Source organism: Croceicoccus estronivorus, assembly GCF_001625325.1.
Lineage (GTDB): Bacteria > Pseudomonadota > Alphaproteobacteria > Sphingomonadales > Sphingomonadaceae > Caenibius > Caenibius estronivorus.
This window is the reverse complement of the sequence record NZ_JRQQ01000005.1, coordinates 192009-213169: the sequence shown is the minus strand read 5'-3', so window position 1 is coordinate 213169 and position 21161 is coordinate 192009. Positions and strand designations below refer to the sequence as shown.

Annotated in this window: 25 protein-coding genes; 17 read left to right on the top strand and 8 right to left on the bottom strand. The window is 61.9% G+C overall.

Annotation, left to right across the window (positions count from 1 at the left end):
- Window position 1: 1 nt before the first annotated feature.
- Entirely contained in the window at window positions 2-1048 is a 1047-nt protein-coding gene (locus MB02_RS09140) for a quinone-dependent dihydroorotate dehydrogenase (RefSeq protein WP_067535890.1), read from the bottom strand.
- Window positions 1049-1397: 349 nt separating this feature from the next.
- On the opposite strand from MB02_RS09140, the gene MB02_RS09135 reads away from it, so the two are divergent.
- The 8 genes from MB02_RS09135 (at window position 1398) to MB02_RS09100 (ending at window position 7470) form a co-directional block, all read left to right on the top strand.
- Window positions 1398-1814 carry an SUF system Fe-S cluster assembly regulator gene (locus MB02_RS09135; RefSeq protein ID WP_067535887.1) on the top strand — a complete coding sequence of 139 codons (417 nt, stop codon included), beginning with the start codon at window positions 1398-1400 and terminating at the stop codon, window positions 1812-1814.
- Window positions 1811-3286 (top strand): Fe-S cluster assembly protein SufB, encoded by a 1476-nt coding sequence (gene sufB / locus MB02_RS09130; RefSeq protein ID WP_067535883.1) that lies wholly within the window; start codon window positions 1811-1813, stop codon window positions 3284-3286. The genes MB02_RS09135 and sufB overlap by 4 nt, the downstream gene beginning before the upstream one ends.
- Window positions 3283-3846, top strand: a complete 564-nt coding sequence (locus tag MB02_RS09125; RefSeq protein ID WP_067535882.1) for an endonuclease domain-containing protein — start codon at window positions 3283-3285, stop codon at window positions 3844-3846. The genes sufB and MB02_RS09125 overlap by 4 nt, the downstream gene beginning before the upstream one ends.
- A gap of 70 nt (window positions 3847-3916) precedes the next feature.
- Window positions 3917-4660 carry a Fe-S cluster assembly ATPase SufC gene (sufC, locus tag MB02_RS09120; protein ID WP_067536407.1) on the top strand — a complete coding sequence of 248 codons (744 nt, stop codon included), beginning with the start codon at window positions 3917-3919 and terminating at the stop codon, window positions 4658-4660.
- A complete protein-coding gene (locus MB02_RS09115; protein WP_067535879.1) occupies window positions 4657-5424 on the top strand; it encodes a SufD family Fe-S cluster assembly protein in 768 nt (255 codons plus the stop codon). The genes sufC and MB02_RS09115 overlap by 4 nt, the downstream gene beginning before the upstream one ends.
- Entirely contained in the window at window positions 5421-6635 is a 1215-nt protein-coding gene (locus MB02_RS09110; protein WP_067535877.1) for an aminotransferase class V-fold PLP-dependent enzyme, read from the top strand. Before MB02_RS09115 ends, MB02_RS09110 begins: the two co-directional genes overlap by 4 nt.
- Entirely contained in the window at window positions 6632-7114 is a 483-nt protein-coding gene (locus tag MB02_RS09105) for an SUF system Fe-S cluster assembly protein (protein ID WP_067535872.1), read from the top strand. The genes MB02_RS09110 and MB02_RS09105 overlap by 4 nt, the downstream gene beginning before the upstream one ends.
- Window positions 7111-7470 (top strand): HesB/IscA family protein, encoded by a 360-nt coding sequence (locus MB02_RS09100; RefSeq protein ID WP_067535868.1) that lies wholly within the window; start codon window positions 7111-7113, stop codon window positions 7468-7470. Before MB02_RS09105 ends, MB02_RS09100 begins: the two co-directional genes overlap by 4 nt.
- A gap of 37 nt (window positions 7471-7507) precedes the next feature.
- On the opposite strand, the gene MB02_RS09095 is transcribed toward MB02_RS09100, so the two are convergent.
- Complete coding sequence (locus MB02_RS09095) at window positions 7508-7921, bottom strand: hypothetical protein (RefSeq protein WP_067535865.1); 414 nt, start codon at window positions 7919-7921, stop codon at window positions 7508-7510.
- A gap of 149 nt (window positions 7922-8070) precedes the next feature.
- Here MB02_RS09095 and MB02_RS09090 point away from each other — a divergent pair, with 149 nt between their 5' ends.
- The 4 genes from MB02_RS09090 (at window position 8071) to MB02_RS09075 (ending at window position 11489) form a co-directional block, all read left to right on the top strand.
- On the top strand, window positions 8071-9066 hold the full coding sequence (locus tag MB02_RS09090; protein WP_067535860.1) for an adenosine kinase: 996 nt from the start codon (window positions 8071-8073) through the stop codon (window positions 9064-9066).
- Between the two features lie 152 nt (window positions 9067-9218).
- On the top strand, window positions 9219-10229 hold the full coding sequence (locus MB02_RS09085) for an LLM class flavin-dependent oxidoreductase (RefSeq protein WP_067535857.1): 1011 nt from the start codon (window positions 9219-9221) through the stop codon (window positions 10227-10229).
- Between the two features lie 124 nt (window positions 10230-10353).
- Window positions 10354-10992: a cytochrome b/b6 domain-containing protein gene (locus MB02_RS09080; protein WP_067535856.1), complete on the top strand. Its 639-nt coding sequence runs from the start codon at window positions 10354-10356 to the stop codon at window positions 10990-10992.
- Window positions 10989-11489 carry a helix-turn-helix transcriptional regulator gene (locus MB02_RS09075; RefSeq protein WP_067535855.1) on the top strand — a complete coding sequence of 167 codons (501 nt, stop codon included), beginning with the start codon at window positions 10989-10991 and terminating at the stop codon, window positions 11487-11489. Before MB02_RS09080 ends, MB02_RS09075 begins: the two co-directional genes overlap by 4 nt.
- Window positions 11490-11498: 9 nt before the next feature.
- On the opposite strand, the gene purD is transcribed toward MB02_RS09075, so the two are convergent.
- Window positions 11499-12797, bottom strand: a complete 1299-nt coding sequence (purD, locus tag MB02_RS09070) for a phosphoribosylamine--glycine ligase (protein WP_067535854.1) — start codon at window positions 12795-12797, stop codon at window positions 11499-11501.
- Here purD and xseA point away from each other — a divergent pair.
- Genes xseA through MB02_RS09050 form a run of 4 tightly spaced genes read left to right on the top strand, consistent with a single transcriptional unit; the run spans window position 12796 to window position 16451 of the window.
- Complete coding sequence (xseA, locus tag MB02_RS09065; protein WP_082826094.1) at window positions 12796-14277, top strand: exodeoxyribonuclease VII large subunit; 1482 nt, start codon at window positions 12796-12798, stop codon at window positions 14275-14277. The genes purD and xseA overlap by 2 nt on opposite strands.
- Before the next feature lie 26 nt (window positions 14278-14303).
- Window positions 14304-14507 (top strand): DUF2093 domain-containing protein, encoded by a 204-nt coding sequence (locus MB02_RS09060; protein WP_067535850.1) that lies wholly within the window; start codon window positions 14304-14306, stop codon window positions 14505-14507.
- The gene (locus MB02_RS09055) at window positions 14504-15433 is read left to right on the top strand and encodes a M23 family metallopeptidase (RefSeq protein ID WP_235829468.1); all 930 of its coding nucleotides are present in this window, start codon (window positions 14504-14506) and stop codon (window positions 15431-15433) included. Before MB02_RS09060 ends, MB02_RS09055 begins: the two co-directional genes overlap by 4 nt.
- Window positions 15434-15482: 49 nt before the next feature.
- On the top strand, window positions 15483-16451 hold the full coding sequence (locus MB02_RS09050) for an esterase-like activity of phytase family protein (protein WP_067535847.1): 969 nt from the start codon (window positions 15483-15485) through the stop codon (window positions 16449-16451).
- A 79-nt stretch (window positions 16452-16530) separates the two neighbouring features.
- On the opposite strand, the gene rpmB is transcribed toward MB02_RS09050, so the two are convergent.
- Window positions 16531-16818 carry a 50S ribosomal protein L28 gene (gene rpmB, locus MB02_RS09045; RefSeq protein WP_067535845.1) on the bottom strand — a complete coding sequence of 96 codons (288 nt, stop codon included), beginning with the start codon at window positions 16816-16818 and terminating at the stop codon, window positions 16531-16533.
- Between the two features lie 127 nt (window positions 16819-16945).
- Between rpmB and MB02_RS09040 the strand changes: the two genes are divergently transcribed.
- Entirely contained in the window at window positions 16946-17401 is a 456-nt protein-coding gene (locus MB02_RS09040) for a nucleoside deaminase (protein WP_067535843.1), read from the top strand.
- A 23-nt stretch (window positions 17402-17424) separates the two neighbouring features.
- On the opposite strand, the gene MB02_RS09035 is transcribed toward MB02_RS09040, so the two are convergent.
- The 4 genes from MB02_RS09035 to MB02_RS09020 form a co-directional block, all read right to left on the bottom strand.
- The gene (locus MB02_RS09035) at window positions 17425-18150 is read right to left on the bottom strand and encodes a ribonuclease T2 family protein (protein WP_328585418.1); all 726 of its coding nucleotides are present in this window, start codon (window positions 18148-18150) and stop codon (window positions 17425-17427) included.
- Window positions 18147-19010 (bottom strand): carboxylating nicotinate-nucleotide diphosphorylase, encoded by an 864-nt coding sequence (gene nadC / locus MB02_RS09030; protein ID WP_067535838.1) that lies wholly within the window; start codon window positions 19008-19010, stop codon window positions 18147-18149. The genes MB02_RS09035 and nadC overlap by 4 nt, the downstream gene beginning before the upstream one ends.
- Window positions 19011-19117: 107 nt before the next feature.
- Complete coding sequence (locus MB02_RS09025; RefSeq protein WP_067535835.1) at window positions 19118-19912, bottom strand: LytR/AlgR family response regulator transcription factor; 795 nt, start codon at window positions 19910-19912, stop codon at window positions 19118-19120.
- On the bottom strand, window positions 19909-21108 hold the full coding sequence (locus MB02_RS09020; RefSeq protein WP_067535832.1) for a sensor histidine kinase: 1200 nt from the start codon (window positions 21106-21108) through the stop codon (window positions 19909-19911). Before MB02_RS09020 ends, MB02_RS09025 begins: the two co-directional genes overlap by 4 nt.
- Window positions 21109-21161 lie beyond the last annotated feature (53 nt).

Genomic DNA, 21161 nt, shown 5'->3' with positions numbered 1-21161 from the left:
GCTATTCGCTCCCCACGGCTTCGGAAATGGAGGTGAACCCGTCCCGCCGCATGAGTAATTCGAGACCGCTGGTGATTTGCCCGGCAATTCCGGGCCCTGCATACACCATGGCGGAATACAGTTGCACCAGGCTGGCACCCGCCCGGATACGTGCCCACGCGTCTTCGGCCGTGGCGATGCCGCCAACCCCGACAAGGGGCATGGCACCGCCCGTCGCCTTGCGGAAATCGCGCAGTCGTTGTTGTGCGAGATCGCGCAAGGGGGCGCCCGACAGGCCTCCTGTCTCGTCCCGATGGGTCGACCGCAGGGGCGGGCGAGTGATGGTGGTATTGGATACGATCAGTGCCCCCAGCCCCTTATCCAGCGCAATTCGCGCGATGGCGTCAATATCCGCCGGTTCGAGATCGGGCGCGACTTTCAGGAAAACGGGCGGCCCATCTGTGCCCGTTGCTTCTGCTCGTGCTTCGAGGACGGCATCGAGCAGGCCGGTCAGCGCGCCTTCATCCTGCAGCGCGCGCAATCCGGGTGTATTGGGGCTGGAAATGTTCACTGCCAGATAACTGGCCAATGGTGCCATGGTGCGGGCCATTTGTGCGTAATCGGCGATGCGGTCCGGTGAATCCTTGTTGGCCCCGATGTTGATGCCGACAATCCCGCCGCGGCCCAGCCGTGCAGCCAACCGCGTCGCCGCTGCACCTGCCCCGCCATTATTGAAGCCCATGCGGTTGATCACTCCCCGGTCCTCGGTCAGGCGGAACAGGCGGGGCTTGGGGTTTCCGGCTTGCGGCAGCGGGGTAATCGAACCCACTTCGGCAAAGCCGAAACCAAGGCGGAGCAGCGCATCCGGAATTTCGCCGTCCTTGTCGAAACCGGCAGCCATGCCCAAGGGGTTTGGAAAATGGAGGCCGGCCACTTCGGTCGCCAATGCCGCCCTATGGGAAGTGCGTGGCGATCTGGCAGGCATGAATTTCAATGCCCGGATGGCAAGGCCATGCGCCCGTTCGGGGTCGAGCCTGTAGATGAGCGGGCGGACAAGGCGAAACAGCATGGATTGCCTATGGCAAAAGGGGCTGGCCCTGTCGATGGGCGGACCGGGAGCGCATCGGACCTCTCAATCGTCCGAAATGGCGGTAATTATTACGTATTCATAACAAAAAAGAGCATGTCTTGTCGCTTTCTTACAAGCAGATCGTCGCGAAAAGGAATAGTGGGACCATGCGACCCGAAGGGCTCGGTGCCTTTGCTGCAACGAGTTCCTCAACTTCATGGCGGCTCCTCTTCCTTGGGGAGCCGCCTTTTTTGCGCGGCGCACAGCCAATTCCCCCATTGAAAAGCCAATTCGCGGCCACTAGGTGAAACCGGAACGAATCAGTCTTATTTGACCGGAGCCGGAAATCATGCGCCTTTCGAGCATGGCCGATTATGCTGTTGTAACAATGAGCGCGGCCGCGCGTCATTGTGGCAGCGGGCGCGTATCTGCCGCTCAACTGGCGGACGAAACCGGTCTGCCCGCTCCAACGGTTCAAAAGCTGGTCAGCCGGCTGACCTCTGCCGGCCTGTTGCGTTCCATCCGCGGCGCGGGTGGGGGACTGCAGCTTGCCCGGCCGGCTGCGGCGATCAGCCTGGCCGATATTGTCGAAGCTGTTGAAGGCCCTGTTGCGCTTACTGCCTGTGTCGAGCAGGGGCGCCACGATTGCGCCTTGGAACAATGCTGCACCGTCCGGCCGCACTGGCCGGCGGTGAACGAGGCGGTGCGCGGGGCATTGGCACAGGTGCCATTGACCAGGCTCGCCCAGATGGAAGTTGTCGTATGACGGAAGAAATCAAGGACCTGCAAGCGCGTGAGGCTGCGGCGCGCGCCGCTGACTACGAGCATGGCTGGTCGGCCGATATCGAGCAGGAATTCGCGCCCAAGGGGCTGACGGAGGATACCGTCCGCTTCATCTCGGCCAAGAAAGGCGAGCCTGAATGGATGCTGGAATGGCGGCTGAAGGCCTTCCGCATGTGGCTGGATATGAAGGAGCCCGACTGGGCAAAGCTCGATATCCCGCCGATCGATTACCAGAATGCCTATTATTATGCCGCTCCCAAGAAGAAGGAGACGCTCAAGAGTCTGGACGAAGTCGATCCGGAACTGCTCAGGGTCTATGAAAAGCTGGGCATCCCGCTGGAGGAGCAGAAAGTGCTCGCCGGGGTCGAGGGTGCGCGCAAGGTTGCGGTCGATGCGGTGTTCGACAGCGTTTCGGTTGCCACCACTTTCCGTGAGGAACTGCAGAAGGCGGGAGTCATCTTCCTGTCGATCAGCGAGGCGATCCGTGAATATCCCGAGCTGGTGAAAAAGTGGCTTGGTCGGGTCGTGCCGCAGCATGACAACTATTTTGCCACGCTTAATTGCGCAGTCTTTTCCGACGGTACCTTCGTTTATATTCCGGAAGGCGTGCGTTGCCCGATGGAGCTGAGCACATACTTCCGCATCAATGCGGAAAATACCGGCCAGTTCGAACGCACTCTGATCGTCGCGGACAAGGGTTCGTACGTGTCCTATCTGGAAGGGTGCACGGCACCGCAGCGGGACGAGAACCAACTGCACGCAGCCGTAGTCGAACTGGTTGCGCTCGAAGATGCGGAAATCAAGTATTCGACAGTGCAGAACTGGTATCCCGGCGATGCCCAGGGCAAGGGCGGGATCTACAATTTCGTCACCAAGCGCGGGCTGTGCCAGGGCGCACGCTCCAAGATCAGCTGGACCCAGGTCGAAACGGGCAGTGCGGTCACGTGGAAATATCCATCCTGTGTCCTGAACGGGGAAGACAGCGTGGGCGAATTCTACTCCGTTGCCGTCACCAACAATTACCAGCAGGCCGATACCGGAACGAAGATGATCCATAACGGCGCGCGCAGCCGCTCCACCATCATTTCGAAGGGGATCAGCGCAGGCCGGAGCAACAACACCTATCGCGGACTGGTCCGCGTGGGGGCGAATGCGGAGGAAGTCCGCAACTTCACCCAGTGTGATTCCCTGTTGCTGGGCGACCGCTGCGGTGCCCACACCGTGCCTTATATCGAGGTCAAAAATCCGTCCGCCCAGATCGAACACGAGGCGACTACCAGCAAGATCAGCGACGATCAGTTGTTCTACGCCATGCAGCGCGGATTGGGTCAGGAAGAGGCAGTGGCGTTGATCGTCAATGGTTTCGCGAAGGAGGTCTTGCAGCAGTTGCCGATGGAATTTGCGGTCGAAGCTCAGAAGCTGCTCGGTATCAGCCTCGAAGGGAGCGTGGGATGAGCGTGCGCCCAAAATTGACCGTTGCGGCCGAAGCGCCTGCCGGGGAAGCCGGTGCTTCAACCGCAGACAAGACGCGCGGCTGGAACATCTCTCCTGCCCGCGCCGAAAAACTCAAGGAACGGGCGCGGGACATGCGCCGCAATCCGACCGAGGCCGAAGTTGTCCTGTGGGATCGGCTGAAGGACAAGGGTGTGGGCGGATTTTCCTTCGCCCGCCAGGTGGTGATGGGATCGGCCATCGTCGATTTTGCCTGCCGTTCCCGCTGGCTGGTGGTCGAGACCGGCGGCGAGAGCGAGGCCGAGGCAACGCGCAATGCGCTGAGCGACCGCAAGCTGACAGAAGTCGGGGTGCGGGTGCTGCGCTTCTCGGATGCGCAGATTATCGGCGATATTGAGGCGGTTGTGGCTGCGATCCTCGAAGAACTGAGCAAGCCTTTCGAAAGGCCCGGTTCCGCGGGACCGCGGCGTGACGATGCCCGGCCCCACAGGGAGCGGTCAGGCAGGGGCCGACCGGGAGGAGGGCGTCCGCAGCGGCCCTATGATGCGGGGAAACGCCAGTGAATGCGGCAGGTTGGATTGCCTTTGCAGTTGCCGCAGAGACCGGCACATCCAGATGGAATCGGAAAAATTGATGCTTCGAATTGACAATCTTCAGGCCGAGGTGGCCGGCAAACCGATCCTCAAAGGGCTTTCGCTCGATGTCAAACCAGGCGAAATCCATGCGATCATGGGCCCGAATGGCGCTGGCAAGTCGACGCTCGGCTATACGCTCGGCGGTCGGCCCGGGTATGAGGTGACGGGCGGCACAGTGGCTTTTGACGGGCAGGACCTGCTCGCACTGGAACCGCATGAGCGGGCATCGGCAGGACTGTTTCTCGGTTTCCAGTACCCGGTCGAGATTCCCGGTGTCTCCTTCGTCCAGTTCCTGCGCGAAGCGCTCAACGCGCAACGCAAACAACGTGGGCAGGACCCGCTTTCGGGAGGAGAATTCCTCAAGCTTGCGCGGGAAAAGGCTGCGCTGCTCAAACTCGACATGGATATGCTGAAGCGCCCGGTGAATGTCGGCTTCTCCGGCGGGGAGAAGAAGCGCGCCGAAATGGTCCAGATGGGGATTCTCGATCCCAAACTCGCTGTGCTGGACGAAACGGACAGTGGGCTCGATATCGATGCGCTGCGCGTGGTGGGCGAAGGAATCAATGCGATCATGCGGCGCCCGGACAAGGCCGTGCTGCTTATAACCCATTACCAACGTCTGCTCGACTATGTGAAACCGGATTTCGTCCACGTACTGGCAGCGGGCCGGATCGTGAAATCGGGCGGTCCCGAACTCGCGCTCGAACTCGAACGCGTAGGGTACGAGACGGTGGCGGCGTGACGGAAGCTCTCGCGATCCCGACGACCCGCGATGAGGATTGGCGTTACGCAGATGCCGATTCCCTCGCCAGCGCCGATCCGGCTGCTTTGAGCAACTGGACGGAATGGCAGGTCGCGCCCGGAGAGATCCGGCGGGAATACCGCGTGTTTGCGTCGAGTGACGATACAGCCGGACTGGTCGAGCGATTGCGCGTCCGCGTCGGCAAGGGTGGGCGTTTCGAACTCGCCATCGTCAATGCCGCCGGGCACTATGCACGCGTCGAAGTGGAAGTAACGCTGGAGCAGGGGGCCCATTTCGAATTCGGCGGGGTCACGATCGGTGGCGGCGAGAAGGTGCAGGAATTCGTCACTCGCGTGATTCATGCCGAGCCGGAAGCGACGTCGCAACAGGTCGTGCGCGCGGTTCAGTGGGGCCGGTCGACCGGTAATTTCCTTGGCCGTATCGAGGTTGTGCGCGATGCGCAGAAAACCGATGCGGGCCAGAACTTCAAAGCGATTCTGCTGGAAAAAGGCGCCAGCGCCAACACCAAGCCGGAACTGGAAATTTTCGCCGACGACGTCAAATGCGCCCATGGCGCTGCGATCGGCGCGCTCGACCGGCAGGCTGGATTTTACATGGCATCGCGCGGGATCCCGCCGGAATTGGCGCGGAAGCTGTTAGTGCGAGCGTTCATAGCCGATGCTTTCGAAGGGGTGTCGGACGAAACCGAGCAGACACGGCTACTCGATGCCGCGCTGGATGCCCTGAATGAGGCCGCGCTGTGATTGAAGCAACCTCATCAACGCGCAAGGCGGATTTTCCCGGCCTGCTCACGGCTGAGGGGAAGACGTGGCATTATCTCGACAGCGGTGCCACCGCGCAGAAGCCACAGGCCGTGATCGACGCGACTGTTGCCGCGATGGGCCGCGATTACGCCACTGTGCACCGGGGCGTATATGCCCGTTCCGCCGATATGACGCTGGCTTTCGAGGCCGCCCGGCGCACTGTCGCCGCGTTCGTCGGTGGCAGCGAGGATGAGCTGGTCTTTACGCGCGGAGCGACGGAAGCGATCAATCTGGTCGCCGCGACCTGGGGCGCGAAGAACCTCAAGGCCGGTGATCGCGTGCTGTTGTCGGTGCTGGAACACCATTCCAACATCGTTCCGTGGCAATTGCTGCGGGATCGGACGGGGGTTGCGATCGACGTATGCCCGCTGACCGCCGACGGCCGGATCGATCTGGACGCGGCGGAACGGATGCTGACACCCGCACACAAGCTGGCCGCATTCGCGCATGTCTCCAATGTTCTCGGTTCGGTACTCGACGCGCGGCGCGCGGCGGATATGGCGCATGCGGTGGGGGCAAAATTCCTGCTCGACGGATGTCAGGCGGTGCCACGCATGAAAGTGGACGTCGCGGCGCTCGATTGCGATTTCTACGTGTTCTCCGCACACAAGCTCTATGGTCCGACAGGGATCGGTGCCTTGTGGGCGCGGGCGGAAATCCTTGCGGATATGCCACCTTATCAAGGTGGCGGTTCGATGATCGACCGCGTCACTTTCGAGCGTACGACCTATGCGCCCCCGCCCCAGCGGTTTGAGGCCGGCACCCCGGCAATTGTCGAGGCGATCGGGTTCGCAGCGGCTACCGACTATGTGTCCGCCATCGGGGTGGAAACGATCGAGCGACATGAAAATGCGCTGGTTTCCCGCTTGCGCGATGCCTTGCGCGGAATGAACGACGTAACCCTGTTCGGGCCGGAGCAATCCGCCGGGATCGTCAGTTTCGCGCTTGATGGCGTGCATCCACACGACCTCGGCACGATAATGGACGAAGAGAATGTCGCAATCCGCGCCGGGCACCATTGCGCCCAGCCCTTGATGGACCATCTCGGCGTTCCGGCGACGGCCAGAGCCAGTTTCGGCCTTTACAGCGATGACAGCGATATCGATGCCCTGCTGCGCGGCATCGACCGCACCAGGAGAATCTTTGGATGACCGACGAGCCCGAGAAATTCAGCGTCGAGGAAGTGGAAAGCGTGGAGCAGCCGCGCCGCGCCCGTGTGGACGATGCCGCCGGGGCATCTGCCGGCCCGGATTCGAAGCACAAGCCGGATTATCTCGAAGGCTTCCTCAAGGAAAAACCGCAGGGCGTGGCCCCCGGCGAGCCGGGCGGTGCGTTGTACGATGGCGTGATCGCTGCCCTGCGCGAGATCTACGATCCCGAGATACCGGTTAACATCTACGATCTCGGTCTTATCTATGGTGTGGATGTGTCGAACGACGGGGATGCCCGGGTGACGATGACATTGACCACGCCGCATTGTCCCGTTGCCGAATCGATGCCGGGTGAAGTGGAATTGCGCATCGGATCGGTCCCTGGCGTACGCGATGCGGAGGTTGCCATCGTATGGGATCCGCCGTGGGACCCATCGAAAATGAGCGACGATGCGAAGCTCGAACTGGGAATGTTATGATGACCGAGACGAAAACCCGTATCCGTCCTGCTGCCGTCATCCTGACGCCATCGGCGGAACAGCGCATTGCCTACCTGATGGGGCAGGCACCGGATGATGCCATCGGCGTCAAGCTGTCCACTCCGCGCAGGGGTTGTTCGGGCCTTGCCTATTCCGTGGATTACGTGACCGAGGCAGATCCGATGGACGAACGGATTGAAACGCCGGGCGGCACTTTCTTCATCGACGGGGCCAGCGTCCTCTATCTGATCGGCAGCACGATGGACTGGAAGGAAGACGATTTCACCGCAGGTTTCACATTTGAAAACCCCAATGCCAAAGGCACTTGCGGCTGCGGTGAAAGCTTCATGGTCTGAACGGCTTCAGTCGGGTGACGCTCCGGCAATCGCCTGATTATCTGCGCAGGGCCGCGACGCAAGCCGCCCGATCAACATCCTGCCCGTCACTGGCGCGTCGAGCATCGACATAAGTTGCGCGCGGGCTGGCCCCCTGCGAAGGCGGGTAGAGATAGACATCCAGCACGCAGGGCGTACCGCTGAATTGCAATTTGTGGGCATCACCTTCCGTCACATTCAGGCGCGGCTGCCCGAATTGCCGGATCAAGGTGTTGGCGTCGGCCCCGATTACTCCCTCAAGACCTGGCAAGTTCATCGGGCGAGCGGGCCGCCACCGCGTAACCGGCCGTTGCGGCGCTGTAGGAGGCACCCGGACCGAGCCGGGGGACTTTGGCCCGCCTGGCTGGCTGGGGCTCACACAGGCAGCGACCAGCGGCAAGAGTGCAAGGGGCAGGATCAGTTTGGGCGACATGAAAGCTCTTTCAGCATACGGGGTCGGTGTGATGCGGGCTTTGGCCCAAGTCAACGTGTCCCGGTGGTGAACGGGCTATTGTCGTTCTTGGCCTCTGATGCTTGAGCAGCTAAGCGCCGATCATATTACGGTTTCAGACAGGAATTTCTATGTCCGCTCCCCGATACGATGTTCTGGCTATCGGCAATGCCATTGTCGATGTGATGTCCCCCTGTGAAGACGAATTGATCGAGGAACTGGGCCTGTCACGCGGTGGCATGATGCTGGTGGACATGGAGCGGGCGCACGAGCTTTACGATGCGATGGGGCCCGCGCGGGAAATTTCAGGCGGGTCGGCGGCCAATACTCTGGCGGGACTTTCCGCGTTGGGCCTGCAATGCGCATTCATCGGCCAGGTTGCCGACGACCAGCTTGGCGAAGTGTTCGCGCACGATATTCACGCGGTCGGCATCGACTTCGACACTCTGCCCCGCACAGGTGCGCCTTCGACAGCCCGCTGCCTGATCTTCGTCACGCCCGATGGGCAGCGGACGATGAACACCTTCCTCGGCGCGTCGCAATTCCTGCCAGCCGATGCGCTGGACGAAGAACTGATTGCCAGCGCGTCGGTGCTGTTCCTCGAAGGTTATTTGTGGGACCCGGAAGAGCCGCGTGCAGCCATGAAGAAGGCGATTGCGGCAGCCAAGGCCGCTGGTCGCAAGGTGGCTTTTACATTGTCGGATGCTTTTGTGATCGAGCGGCATGGCGACGATTTCCGGGCATTGATCGCGGCGGGGGACATCGACATCCTGTTTGCCAACAAGATGGAACTGGCGGCCCTGACCGGGGAAGAGGATTTCGACACCGGACTGGCCCAGCTCGCACCCAAGGTGCCGGTGCTGGTCGTCACGCGCAGCGAACACGGCGCTGTTGCAGTCAGCGGCGGAGAGCGGGTGGATGTCGCAGCAGAACCGGTCGGGGAAGTCGTCGATACGACGGGGGCAGGCGACCTCTTCGCGGCTGGATTTCTGGCCGGGCATGTGCGCGGGGCAAACCTCAAGGACTGTCTCGCCATGGGGGCGGTCGCTGCGGCGGAAATCATTTCGCACTACGGCGCGCGGCCGGAAGAAGACCTGAAGGCGTTGGTGCAAAAACGATTCGATTAGAATCGTTTACCGCACTTTCGAGGTGCAGCATTTGCCGGTTCTCACCCATCCTGCCGCAAACAGCGGCGAGCGGGGCAAACATGTTCGCTTGCCATAGGCGGGCAGTGTAGCCTTGCCGTTGGAAATCGAAAATCAAGGGTGAGGAAAGCGACATGGAGGTGGTGCTGGTTTACGACATGCGCGCGCCGGATTTCGGCACGCCACGGTCGCAGCTCTTTTCAACCGCACTGGATATGGCGGGCTGGGCGGACGATCTGGGGATCGACGTAATCGGGTTTGGTGAACACCACCAATCCGATGACGGATACAACCCCTCTCCGCTTGTCATGGCCGCGGCAGTCGCAGGGCGCACGAAACGCATCACTCTGCGTTCGGCAGTGCTGCTGGCGTCTTGTTACGATCCTGTCCGCCTGGCGGAAGATGTCGCAGTGCTGCAAATCGTCAGTGGGGGGCGTTTCGAGCTGGGGCTGGGTTTCGGATATCGTCCGAAGGAATTTGCGATGTATGGCCGCCGGGCGGAAGACCGGTTTGATCACACCTGCGAAGTAGCAAAGGTGCTCCGGCGCGCATGGAGCGGGGAGCCGTTCGAATATGAAGGCCGTCCAGCCCTGATCTCACCGCTTCCGGAAAAGCGGGTGCCTGTCATGTTGGGGGGTATCGCACCCAAGGTTGCCCGCGCCGCAGCCCACGTGGCGGACGGTTTGCTGGTGCCGTTGTTCGGCCCCGATCCGTGGGAAACCTATCGCGAGGAATGCCGCAAGGCAGGGAACCCTGATCCTGGCAATTATCCCGAGCAGGGGCCCGGCTTCCTCTGGATATCGGAAGACCCGGACCGCGATTGGGAATGGCTGCTGCCTCATATCAAGCATGTCATGCATTCCTACGCGCAGTTCACTGCCGAGGCGGAGCAGGCGACGGTCAGTCCTTACAGCACGAACATCTCCGACGAGACGATCCGTGAAAGCGGGGAATATCAGGTGCTGACACCGGATGAGGCAGTGGAACTGGTGAAAGGGCTGGGCGACAACAGCTCACTCTACCTTTCCCCCTTCTTCGCGGGAATTGCGCCGGAAGAAGGCTGGAAAATGCTGCGTCTCTACGAACAGTATGTTCATCCGCACGTGCCGCAGGGCATCAAACCCAACTGGCGGCACACCGAATGAGAGTATGCGGGCAGGTCATGGCATAAGCAGCCGCTTATTCCTGCGGCGATAAGCGCAGGTGCAATCGCCAGGCCGGGTGCGGATTACCAATGTCCTCGCATGTTTCCATGCCGAGGATTGCCCGATGACCGCTGAACTATCCGCACCACGCCGCTGGGACCCGATCGTAAAATTGACCCACTGGGGCATCGTTGTCGCCATAATTCTCAATGCCATTGTCACCGAGGAAGGAAGCGGCTGGCACGTCCGGGTCGGCTATGGCCTTGCCGCCCTGCTCGGCTTGCGACTGTTGTGGGGCATTGTCGGCCCGCACGAAGCGCGCTTCACCGCCTTCCCGCCCAGTCCTTTCCGTGCAATCGGCCACATTCGGGAAATCGGCCAGGGCCAAGTGACGCACCATCGGTCGCACAATCCGCTGGGTGCGCTGATGGTCTACGCGATCTGGGCGTGCCTTGCCGCGATCATTGCGAGCGGCATCGCGATGGCGGGTGCGCCGCCGTCCGATCCCTTCGCAGCCAGTCATGAGGAGGCCGAAGAACATGCTGTTGCCAGTCCTGCGACCAGCGATGACGAAGATGAGGATGAACGCGAGGAAGAGGGTGGTGCCGGCGAAGAGATGATGGAGGAAATCCATGAGATCGGCGTGAATCTGCTTTACGTTCTGATCGCGTTGCACCTGATGGGTGTGGTCTTCGAGACGCGCCGCAGCGGCAGGCAGATCGTGACTGCCATGCTGCCTTGGGGTAACCGCCGGAGTCGATGAACGGGAACGTCACCTCCAATCGGATGAAAGGCCGTGACCGGCAAGTGACGCTGGTCGCGGCCATCGCCGTGGTGCAGGCCATTGCCGCGACCTTTTTCGTTGCCGATGCAATCGGCGATGTCGCGGCCGACGGGCTGTCCACGCATATCGTGATCGAAGGGCTGATCGCCTTTGCGCTTTTCGCCGGGGTGGCACTAGGCGTCTGGCAGGTGCGGATCATGCTTCGGCTGGCACAGCGCCGTGATGAAGCTCTCGCAATCGCTTCGGGCGCGCTGGCGGAACACATCGGGCATCGTTTTTCGGAATGGGGTCTGACCGATGCGGAATCGGATGTGGCCTTGTTCGCGCTGAAAGGATGTGACGTGGCCGAAATCGCGCGGCTGAGAGGGGCTGCTGCCGGAACTGTGCGGGCACAGCTCAGCCGGATTTACGCGAAGGCCGGCGTCACCGGGCAGGCGGGCCTGGTCAGCCTGTTCTTCGAAGACCTGCTCGGCTGAGCGGAACCGCTAACCTGCGTCCTGTTCGCGCGCCACTTCGCGCCAGCCGATGTCACGCCGACAGAAGCCGTCCGGGAAATCGAGAGCATCGACGGCCTTATAAGCTGCGGCTTGCGCTTCGGTGACGTCGGCCCCGCGTGCCGTCACGTTCAACACGCGTCCGCCGCTTGATTGCAGAACGCCATCCGGGCTGAGAGCTGTCCCGGCGTGAAAGACTTTGGCTCCGGTCGCCTCGGCCTTGCCGATCCCAGCGATGGTGCCGCCCTTTTTGGGGGTGCCGGGATAGCCCGCTGCGGCCACCACCACTGTCAGCGCCGTGTCGGCGGAAAAGCGAGGGGCGGAACAGGCGGCAAGGCGATTTTCCGCGCAAGCGAGCAACAATTCGCCCAGATCGTCTTCGAGCCGCATCATAAGGACCTGACATTCGGGATCCCCGAACCGGCAGTTGTATTCGATCAGCTTCGGTCCCTGCGCGGTCAGCATCAGTCCGGCATAAAGAACGCCCGAATACGGTGTGCCTTCATTGGCCATCGCTCGCACAGTGGGGGCGATGATCCGTTCGATCACTTCGCCTTCGAGTAAGGGCGTCAGAACGGGAGCGGGGCTGTATGCGCCCATGCCGCCGGTGTTGGGCCCGGTATCGCCTTCCCCGACCCGCTTGTGATCCTGGGCACTGCCGAACGGAACGATCGTTGCCCCGTCGGTCAAGGCGAAGAAGCTGGCCTCTTCGCCGGTCATGAATTCCTCGATCACCACTTCGGCACCGGCTTCGCCGAAGGCACCGCCGAACATATCGGTCAGAGCGGTTTCCGCTTCCGTCCGATCTTCCGCGATGACCACGCCCTTGCCTGCCGCGAGACCGTCCGCCTTGAGCACATAGGGGGCGGTGAAACCGTCCAGTGCGGCCCTGGCCTGATCCAGCGATGTGGTGCGGACATAACCTGCGGTCGGGATGCCGGTGCGTTCGCACAAGTCCTTGGTGAAACCCTTGCTGCCTTCCAGTTGCGCTGCGGCCTTTGACGGTCCGAACACCGGAACGCCGCCAGCGCGCAGTGAATCGGCCAGCCCATCGACCAGCGGAGCTTCCGGCCCGATAACGACCAGGCCAATGCGTTTATCTTCGCAAAATGCAGCAACTGCTGCGTGGTCAGTCAAGTCCAGCGAAACCAGTTCGGCATGTTGCGCAATCCCCGGATTTCCCGGAGTGGCGTAGAGCGTTTCGCCTGCCTGTGTCACAAGGCGGGATTGCGCCAGCTTCCAAGCCAGCGCATGTTCGCGTCCGCCCGACCCTGCCAAGAGGATGTTCATGCCCGATCCCTTCGATGAAAATGCCGTATCTGCCGGGCTGGTAGCGAACGGGAGCGTTGGGGACAACGCCCGGCTTGGCCATAACGAACCGCTTTCGATCAGCGAGATCTCCTCCATGCTCAAACGCACGGTGGAGGAACGCTTCGGATTCGTGCGCCTGCGCGGGGAATTGTCTGGTGTGAAGCGTGCGGCTTCAGGTCACCTCTATTGCAGTCTCAAGGATGAAAAAGCCCGGCTCGACGGGGTGATGTGGCGTGGCAGCGCTCAACGCCTGCCGTTCATGCCGGAAGACGGGCTGGAAGTGATCGCCACGGGCAAGCTGACGACCTATCCCGGTCGTTCCACCTATCAGATCGTGATCGAGCGAATGGAGATCGCGGGCGAAGGGGCGCTGCTGGCGCTGTTGGAAAAGACCAAGGCCCGGCTTGAGGCGGAAGGACTGTTTGCCCCGCAACGCAAGCGGCCCCTGCCGTATCTCCCGCGTACGATCGGGGTTGTCACTTCGCCAACCGGCGCCGTGATTCGGGACATCCTCCATCGCCTCGCGGACCGATTCCCCAGCCATGTCATAGTCTGGCCGGTTCTGGTGCAGGGGCAGGGATCTGCGGAACAGGTGGCTGCGGCGATACGGGGCTTTTCCGATCTCGACGGGAATGGCTCCGTTGCACGCCCCGATCTGGTGATTGTCGCGCGCGGCGGCGGTTCGATTGAGGACTTGTGGAGCTTCAACGAAGAAGTTGTTGTCCGCGCCATTGCCGATTGCACCATCCCGGTGATCTCTGCGGTCGGGCACGAGACGGACACCACGCTGGCGGACTACGCGGCGGATCGGCGTGCACCCACACCGACTGCCGCAGCGGAGATGGCGGTACCGGTGCGGGCAGAACTTGCTGCGTTTCTCGATGAACTGGCATTGCGGAAGAAGCGCGCCATTCTGCGCCCTGTCGGGCTGGGCCGCGAACGGTTGGATGCGCGTGCACAACGGTTGCCCAAGCCAGAGGCCTTGCTCGCCCCGCAGGCGCAGAAGCTCGACGATCTGTCCGACCGTCTGCGTCGGGGGCTGGCTGATCGCGCGACCGGTGAACGGGAGCGATTGCAGGCCCATGCCGCACGTCTTTCCGCACCGCTCCTGCTGGCGCGTGTCGACCGGGCGCGTGATCGGCTGTCGGCGGCACGGCTGGTGCCTGCGCTGTTGACGCAGCGTGTTGCGACGCAAAGCGACCGTTTGGCGAGTCTGGAGCGGTTGCGGCTGCAACTCGATCCCAGGGCGCCCTTGCGGCGGGGTTACGTGCTGGTCACCGATCCTCAGGGCGCGGTGGTCAAGGACCGGGAAACAGCGACAGGGAAGCCTTCCCTGGTGCTGGAGTTCGAGGATGGCCGGCTTGATGTCATTCCTGCGAGCGGGGCTGCGTCTCGCCCGTCGCCCGCCCGCTCCAAGGCTCGGCCTGCCGAATCCGGTGAACAGCCCAAATTGCTTTGATGGGTGGGCTTTGGTAGGGCAGGAGAATGCTGATGTCCTCCAACGATGCCGTGGCCAAACTGCTTTACGGCCCCAATGAATTTCGGGTTTTGAAAGCCGGCAATCACGTCCTCTGCGCGGTCACGGGAGAGCCGATTCCGCTGGATGAACTGCGGTATTGGAGTGCGCAGCGACAAGAAGCTTATGCTTCGCCGGAAGCAGCGACGAAGCGTCTGCTGGGTCAGGCGTGATCCGCCGTTCGTTACCGGTCGTTGCGGCAGGTGGTGTGATTGCCTTGCTCGCTTTGGCGAGCTGCGGTGCATCTCTGGCCGATGAAAGAAATACAGCGGTGCTCGATCCAGCTCCTGCTCCCACAGTCAACACCCCGGCGCCTGTTCCCAAGGCGCCTGTCGGTCCGGCCGATTTCGTCTTTTCCGGCGAATTGACTCAAGGCGGCTGGATTCGCGGGACGGTTCCTGCCGGCACAGTGGAAGCCACGCTCGACGGTGCTGACTTGCCGGTTGCGGCGGACGGCACGTTTTTCGCCGCTTTCGATCGTGATGCCGGGACGAGCGCGAAGCTGGTGGCGGTGCTGGGCAATGGCCGGCGGATCGAACACTCGCTGGCGATTTCACCGCGCGCGTGGAAGATCGAGCATATCAATGCGGCTCGCCGTCCAGGCGGTCCGACCGAAGCGTTCATGAAGATTCGTCGGCCTGAGCTGGCGCGTATCGTTGCGGCGCGGGCTGTGAATGCGGACAGCGATGGCTGGCGACAGGCGTTCATCTGGCCGGTTACCGGGCGGATTTCCGGCCGGTTCGGTTCGCAGCGTATCTATCGTGGAGAGCCGGGCAGCTATCACGGCGGCATCGACATCACTACCGGCACCAGCGGGACCCCGTTCGTTGCGCCCGCCGACGGCGTCGTGGTGCTGGCGGCCGATGCCCCGTTTACGCTCGAAGGCAACTTGTTGATGATTGACCATGGGGATGGCCTGAACAGTGCTTTCCTCCATTGTTCGGCGATCCTGGTGAAAGAGGGGGATCGCGTGAAGCAGGGGCAGGTAATCGGCAAGATTGGCGCGTCCGGCCGCGCCACGGGCCCGCATCTGCACTGGAGCCTGAAATGGCGCGATGCGCGGCTGGATCCCTTGCTGTTCACTGGCCCGATGAAGTGACAGCAATCGGATACTTGGCCGCCTGACTGCCTTCGCCTAGAGCGCGCTCATGCGCCGTATCGCGATTGTCCTGTTTTGCAGTGTGTTGCTGGCGCTGAGTTGGTGGCGCAGCCCCTTGCCGTCCGCCGACAGCGATCCGCGTGTGACCTTCGCCGCGTTACCCCTCCCCGACCGCCCTGCGTTCGGCCCGGGCCTGTCGCTGGAGGGTGTGTGGGTGTTGCGTGGGGAAGGGGACGATTTCGGGGGCTATTCCGCGCTCGTCTCGCTTGGAAATGGCAATCTCCTCTCGGCGAGCGACAGGGGCCGCTACCTGCGCTTTGCCGATCCGTCACGCGGAGAGCCGCAGCCCCGGATGGGCTGGTTCCTGATGAAACCGAACGAGGACAAGCGGGAGGCCGATTGCGAATCCCTGACACGGGACCCGGCAACGGGTACTCTCTGGGCGAGCTATGAGCACAGCAACGCGATTGTCCGTGCCGATACCAGGGGCAGGCGTCAGCGCACGGTACGTCCTGCCGCCATGCGGGACTGGCCGTCCAATGGCGGGCCGGAAGCCATGCTGCGCCTGGCCGACGGGCGCTTTCTCGTCCTGTCCGAATCCCGCGAAGGCTGGTTCGCCCGGATCGGGCCAGCTCTGCTGTTCCCGTCGGACCCGGCGGAAGGCGCAAAACCGGTTACGTTCCATTTTCAGCCGCCGTCCGGCTATCGCCCCACCGATCTCGGTCAATTGCCCGATGGGCGCATTCTGGTGCTGGTAAGGGCAATGCAATTCGTTCCGCCTGGATTTTCGGCAAAGATCCTGATCGCCGATCCTGCGGACATTCGCGAAGGCGAAACGTGGGAGGGCAAGATCATCGCCGATCTCGCTGCGCCTTTACCGGAAGACAATTATGAAGGGCTGGCGGTGGAACCGGCAGACGATGGTTCCGCGACCGTATGGGTCATTTCCGATGACAATCGCACCAGTTTCCAGCGAACGATACTGCTTAAGCTGCATTGGCAGCCACAGGTGCGTTGATGGCGCGTAAAAAGGGCGCGCGGCCAACCGCACGCCCTTTTTAAAGCTTTGCTGGACGGGGCCCTGTGGGCCCGGCCGTTTAGGCCGCGGCCTGTGCCTTCGCCAGTTCGCGCTTCACCTTGCGAGCGCGCGGGGAAAGCTTGGCATCGGCCGTCTTGAGCAGCCAGTTGTCGAGGCCGCCGTTATGTTCGACCGAACGCAGACCATGCGTGCTGACGCGGAACTTGAAGCTCCGGTCCAGCTTTTCAGACAGCAGCGTAACGTTCTGCAGGTTGGGCAGGAACACGCGCTTCGTCTTGTTGTTGGCGTGGCTCACGTTGTGGCCGACTTGACGGCCTTTGCCGGTCAGTTCGCAAATCCGCGACATGGGTAATCTCTCATTCGAAAAGCTGGGGGAAGATCCCGGAAAGCGGCGCGCATAGCGGGGGCATGGCGAATCGTCAAGCAAATCGGCGGCATTGCGGGTTCGTCCATGCGGGTTTAGCGCTTCACTCATGACTCGCTGGCCCCTTCCCGCACCGATGACCGACGCTCTGGCGGAAGCGCGGACTGCCGCGGACATGGGTGAAGTGCCGGTGGGGGCTGTGGTGGTCAAGGACGGGAAAGTAATCGCCCGCGCTCACAATGCGCCCCGCACATTGCACGATCCCACGGCCCATGCCGAAATGCTGGCGATTCGCCGTGCGGCCGAGCTTCTGGGAAATGACCGGCTTGACGGTTGTGAGCTCTGGGTCACGCTGGAACCGTGCGCGATGTGTGCCGGGGCGATCGCCCATGCCCGGATCGCGCGTCTCTATTACGGGGCGTCGGATGCAAAAGGCGGCGCTGTGGAACATGGGGCCCGGGTATTCGAACAGAAACAGTGCCTGCACCGGCCGGAAGTCTATTCAGGCATGGGTGAGGCCGAGGCTGCGGAATTGCTGCGGGATTTCTTTCACGCGCGGCGTTGAAGGGCAGGCGTGGTCGGCAGCGCTTACAGCCCTCGCCAGATTTTGGCTTTCGCGGCATTGCGTGCGCCGAACTGGCCGGGTGTACAGCGCGCGGGCATGAAGTCCTTGCCATAGCACAGCCGCACTTCCTTCAGCCATCCGCGCGCGTTCAGCCTTACGCCGATCTGTTCGGGCTTCCACGCAGGATTACCATCGACAAAGGCCTGGCGGATGGCACCGGCATTGAGCCCGTCTTGCCGCGAAAGCCGGTCAAGATCGGGTAGCCTTAGCGAATCCCACAGGATCCGGCCGATCCTGAAATACGTTTCGGGATGGCGGACCATGCAGGCACCATGCTTGGCCCATTCGTGGGCCATCAGCCGTGTTGATGGCGTCAGGCAAAGGTGCTGGCGCAACAAGGCCGGAGAAGGGGTGCGCGGGGTAGGGCACCATTGCGGCCAGCGGCCGCTTGAGCCTTCCGGCCACAGTCCATGCACGACAAGACCGAACCGGCCATTGCGCCCGGAGCACTGGATGGCATCGGCGGCGCGACTTTCGCGCCCGCGGCAATATTCCGGCGACCAGCTGAGGGAGAGCGAATATCCCTCGACCGGGATGCGTCGGACCGGTCCGTCCGGCGCGATTTTCGGCACGGCAGGCAGCGTGGACGGCACGCGGCATTGATAGGCCTGGGCCAGCGCCGGTGTGGCGGCCGCCAGTACCGGCAGGGCGAGGATTGTCGTGGCCAGCCTCATTGCGAACCGTTTCACAAGGGCGTGAAGTCCAGCCCGATATCCGCGGCAGGCGCGCTTTGGGTCAATCGCCCGACGGAAACGTATGTGACGCCAGTCGCAGCCTTGGGACCGATAGTGTCGAGATCGATTCCGCCGGACGCTTCTGTGGGAACGCGGCCGGCAACCAGCGCCACCGCTTCGCGCAGGGTCGGCACGTCCATATTATCGAGCAACAGGTGGCTTGCGCCTGCCGCCAGCGCGGGCTCGATCTGGTCGATCCGGTCGACTTCGCAGATGACTTCGGCAACGCCAGCGGCACGGGCGCGCCGCACCGCTTCACCGACATCGCCTGCGACCAGGACATGGTTGTCCTTGATCATTGCCGCATCCCACAGACCCATACGGTGATTTTTGGCACCGCCCGTGCGTGTGGCATATTTTTCGAGGTGGCGCAGGCCGGGAATGGTCTTGCGCGTGTCGAGTAACACACAGCCCGAATTGCCCATGGCATCGACGTAGTGGCGGGTCATGGTGGCAATGCCCGACAAGTGTTGAACGGTATTGAGAGCACTGCGTTCGGCCGTCAACATGGCCCGGGCGTTGCCGGACAGGCGCATCAGTCTGGTCCCGGCGGATACCTGCGCGCCTTCTTCCACGAGCATCTCGATATCCATTTCCGGATCGAGCGCGCGAAAAAAGGCCGCCGCAATCGGCAGGCCCGCCGCCACGATCGCATCGCGGCTGTCCATGGTTCCGGAAAAGCGAGCCGTTGCCGGAATGACGCTTTCCGCCGTCACGTCCTTTCCGCCGCCGGGCAAACCGAGGCCGAGATCTTCATCCAGCGTGGCACGGACAAATGCGGAAAGGTCGAAACCGGGAAGGGAAAAGTCGATCATGATTTCGACCTATCCCGAAGCGGGCCGGCTTGTCGAGTAAGGCCGCCGCACTTCCCGCCCCAACCCTGAATTTGTCTGGGGAAGTCGGGACTGCGGCGGCTGAAAGATCAATGCACGAAGCGCGCCACCACGTCACGGTAACTGCGGCTGACCTTCACTTGCGCCCCGCTTTCCAGAACGAGGAAGCACTCCCCGTTCGTATGGGGCTTCACCTGGCGGACCTGATCGAGATTGACGATTGTGGAACGGTGCACGCGCTGGAACATGCGCGGGTCCAGCCTGCGTTCGAGATCCTTCATCGTTTCCCGCAGGATCAGCGAATTGTCGCCGGTATAGATGCACATGTAATCGCCCGCCGCTTCGATATGCTCGATCGAATCGACATCGACACGGAAGATCTGGCCCCGGTCCTTCACGTTGATCAGCTTTTCATAACGGTTCGCGCCATCTTCCTGCTCAGGCATGTTTTCGACCGCGTCCGGCGCGACTTCGGACAGCACGTTCTTGAGCTTTTCGGCCTCTTCGGCGGAACGTTTTTCAGCGATGCGCTGGCGCACTCGTTCAATCGTGTCGGCCAGCTTGTCTTCATCGACCGGCTTCATGAGGTAATTGACGGCGTTGGCTTCGAAGGCGCGGATTGCATGTTCTTCATAGGCGGTGACGAACACGAACAGCGGAGGTTCGATTTCCATCACGCCCTTGACGACGGAAAAGCCGTCAAAGCCGGGCATTTGAATGTCGAGGAATACGAGATCGGGTTTCTCGGTCTTGATCTTGCGGATGGCCTCTCGTCCGTTTGAACAGGTGTCGATCACTTCGACATCGGGGAAGGCTTGCAGGCGCAGTTGCAGGCCCTGAATTGCTAACTTTTCGTCATCGACGAGAATGGTGCGGATGGTCATGCATTGGTTCCGAGCGGGCGTTTTTCAGGAAGGGCGGTTGCCGCAGGCAAGCTTGCCGGCAGGCGCGCCTCTTCTGCATGCGGGGCCTTGGCAGGTTCATAAGGAATTTCGATAACGACGGTGAAACCTCCTTCAGAAGGTGTGCGGATCTCGAAACGATGATCGTCGCCGTAGGCCTGGGCCAGTCGGTCACGAATATTGGCTAAACCCACACCAGTGGAAACAGGTTCCCCGGCACCGGTAACGACGCCCGGATAGGTTGGCCTAACATCGCGGTTTTGCAATCCCGGCCCCGTGTCGGAGACGGTAATGCGAAGCCTTTGACCGATGAGCTGCGCGGTAATCGTTATTCGGGCTCCTTCCTCCTGAGGGGAAACGGCATATTTGATGGCGTTTTCGACCAGCGGCTGCAGCAGCAGCGACGGCAGCTGGGCATCGCCCGCTTCCGGAGCAATGCGGAATTCGGCGCGTAGCCGGTCTTCGAACCGCATGTGTTCGATGCCGAGATAGAGTTTGAGAGTTTCCACTTCCTGCGCGACCGTTACCTTGCTGCCCGCTTCGTTGACCAGCGTGTGACGCAGGAATGAGGATAATCGCATTAACATGGCATTGGCCGGCTCGGTCTGTTTCAACAGCACCAGGGTCGAAATCGAATTCAGCGTGTTGAACAGAAAGTGGGGATTGAGCTGGTAGCGGAGCATGGCCAGCTGGGCGCTGGTCGCCTGCGCTTCCAGGCTCAGCAGACGGTCGGCCTGCTCTTCGATCTGCAGATAGAAGTTGATCGCATAATAAAGCGCGGACCAGGCGCCGAGCAGTGTCAGGTCGATATAGAATACGCCTAGGAAGAGCTGGGCAAAACTGGCCTCCGTATTGACCTGATAGAGGCTGATGACCCACCCGTTGATGAAAGCGGAGACACTGACCGCCCCGGCCAGAGCAATTCCGGTCAGGCCCCAGGTCACCAGCGGGCGCCGGTTTATCAGCTGATGATAGATCACTGACAGTACGAGGCTGATTGAAAACCCGGTGATCGATGCGATCAGCACGAGCAGCAGGAATGACAAAGGTTTCTCGTTCGCCACGCTGGTCATCGCGCGCAGCACCATGGCCCCGCCCCACCCCGCGATCTGCAATTGCCAGAAGGCGCGGTTCTTGTTGGCGAAGAACGGTGTCGGACGAAGAGGCAGCACGGCCATGGGCGATCCCTTTAACTCATTTCGCGCCATGCGTCAGGTGTTTTGCATGTCCG

What these genes read in the sequence shown, in the direction of transcription:
- MB02_RS09140 (WP_067535890.1), bottom strand. Translation starts at nt 1,048, where the DNA reads ATGCTGTTTCGCCTTGTCCGCCCGCTCATCTACAGGCTCGACCCCGAA.
- MB02_RS09135 (WP_067535887.1), top strand. Translation starts at nt 1,398, where the DNA reads ATGCGCCTTTCGAGCATGGCCGATTATGCTGTTGTAACAATGAGCGCG.
- sufB (WP_067535883.1), top strand. Translation starts at nt 1,811, where the DNA reads ATGACGGAAGAAATCAAGGACCTGCAAGCGCGTGAGGCTGCGGCGCGC.
- MB02_RS09125 (WP_067535882.1), top strand. Translation starts at nt 3,283, where the DNA reads ATGAGCGTGCGCCCAAAATTGACCGTTGCGGCCGAAGCGCCTGCCGGG.
- sufC (WP_067536407.1), top strand. Translation starts at nt 3,917, where the DNA reads ATGCTTCGAATTGACAATCTTCAGGCCGAGGTGGCCGGCAAACCGATC.
- MB02_RS09105 (WP_067535872.1), top strand. Translation starts at nt 6,632, where the DNA reads ATGACCGACGAGCCCGAGAAATTCAGCGTCGAGGAAGTGGAAAGCGTG.
- MB02_RS09100 (WP_067535868.1), top strand. Translation starts at nt 7,111, where the DNA reads ATGATGACCGAGACGAAAACCCGTATCCGTCCTGCTGCCGTCATCCTG.
- MB02_RS09095 (WP_067535865.1), bottom strand. Translation starts at nt 7,921, where the DNA reads ATGTCGCCCAAACTGATCCTGCCCCTTGCACTCTTGCCGCTGGTCGCT.
- MB02_RS09090 (WP_067535860.1), top strand. Translation starts at nt 8,071, where the DNA reads ATGTCCGCTCCCCGATACGATGTTCTGGCTATCGGCAATGCCATTGTC.
- MB02_RS09085 (WP_067535857.1), top strand. Translation starts at nt 9,219, where the DNA reads ATGGAGGTGGTGCTGGTTTACGACATGCGCGCGCCGGATTTCGGCACG.
- MB02_RS09080 (WP_067535856.1), top strand. Translation starts at nt 10,354, where the DNA reads ATGACCGCTGAACTATCCGCACCACGCCGCTGGGACCCGATCGTAAAA.
- MB02_RS09075 (WP_067535855.1), top strand. Translation starts at nt 10,989, where the DNA reads ATGAACGGGAACGTCACCTCCAATCGGATGAAAGGCCGTGACCGGCAA.
- xseA (WP_082826094.1), top strand. Translation starts at nt 12,796, where the DNA reads ATGCCCGATCCCTTCGATGAAAATGCCGTATCTGCCGGGCTGGTAGCG.
- purD (WP_067535854.1), bottom strand. Translation starts at nt 12,797, where the DNA reads ATGAACATCCTCTTGGCAGGGTCGGGCGGACGCGAACATGCGCTGGCT.
- MB02_RS09060 (WP_067535850.1), top strand. Translation starts at nt 14,304, where the DNA reads ATGCTGATGTCCTCCAACGATGCCGTGGCCAAACTGCTTTACGGCCCC.
- MB02_RS09050 (WP_067535847.1), top strand. Translation starts at nt 15,483, where the DNA reads ATGCGCCGTATCGCGATTGTCCTGTTTTGCAGTGTGTTGCTGGCGCTG.
- rpmB (WP_067535845.1), bottom strand. Translation starts at nt 16,818, where the DNA reads ATGTCGCGGATTTGCGAACTGACCGGCAAAGGCCGTCAAGTCGGCCAC.
- MB02_RS09040 (WP_067535843.1), top strand. Translation starts at nt 16,946, where the DNA reads ATGACTCGCTGGCCCCTTCCCGCACCGATGACCGACGCTCTGGCGGAA.
- nadC (WP_067535838.1), bottom strand. Translation starts at nt 19,010, where the DNA reads ATGATCGACTTTTCCCTTCCCGGTTTCGACCTTTCCGCATTTGTCCGT.
- MB02_RS09025 (WP_067535835.1), bottom strand. Translation starts at nt 19,912, where the DNA reads ATGACCATCCGCACCATTCTCGTCGATGACGAAAAGTTAGCAATTCAG.
- MB02_RS09020 (WP_067535832.1), bottom strand. Translation starts at nt 21,108, where the DNA reads ATGGCCGTGCTGCCTCTTCGTCCGACACCGTTCTTCGCCAACAAGAAC.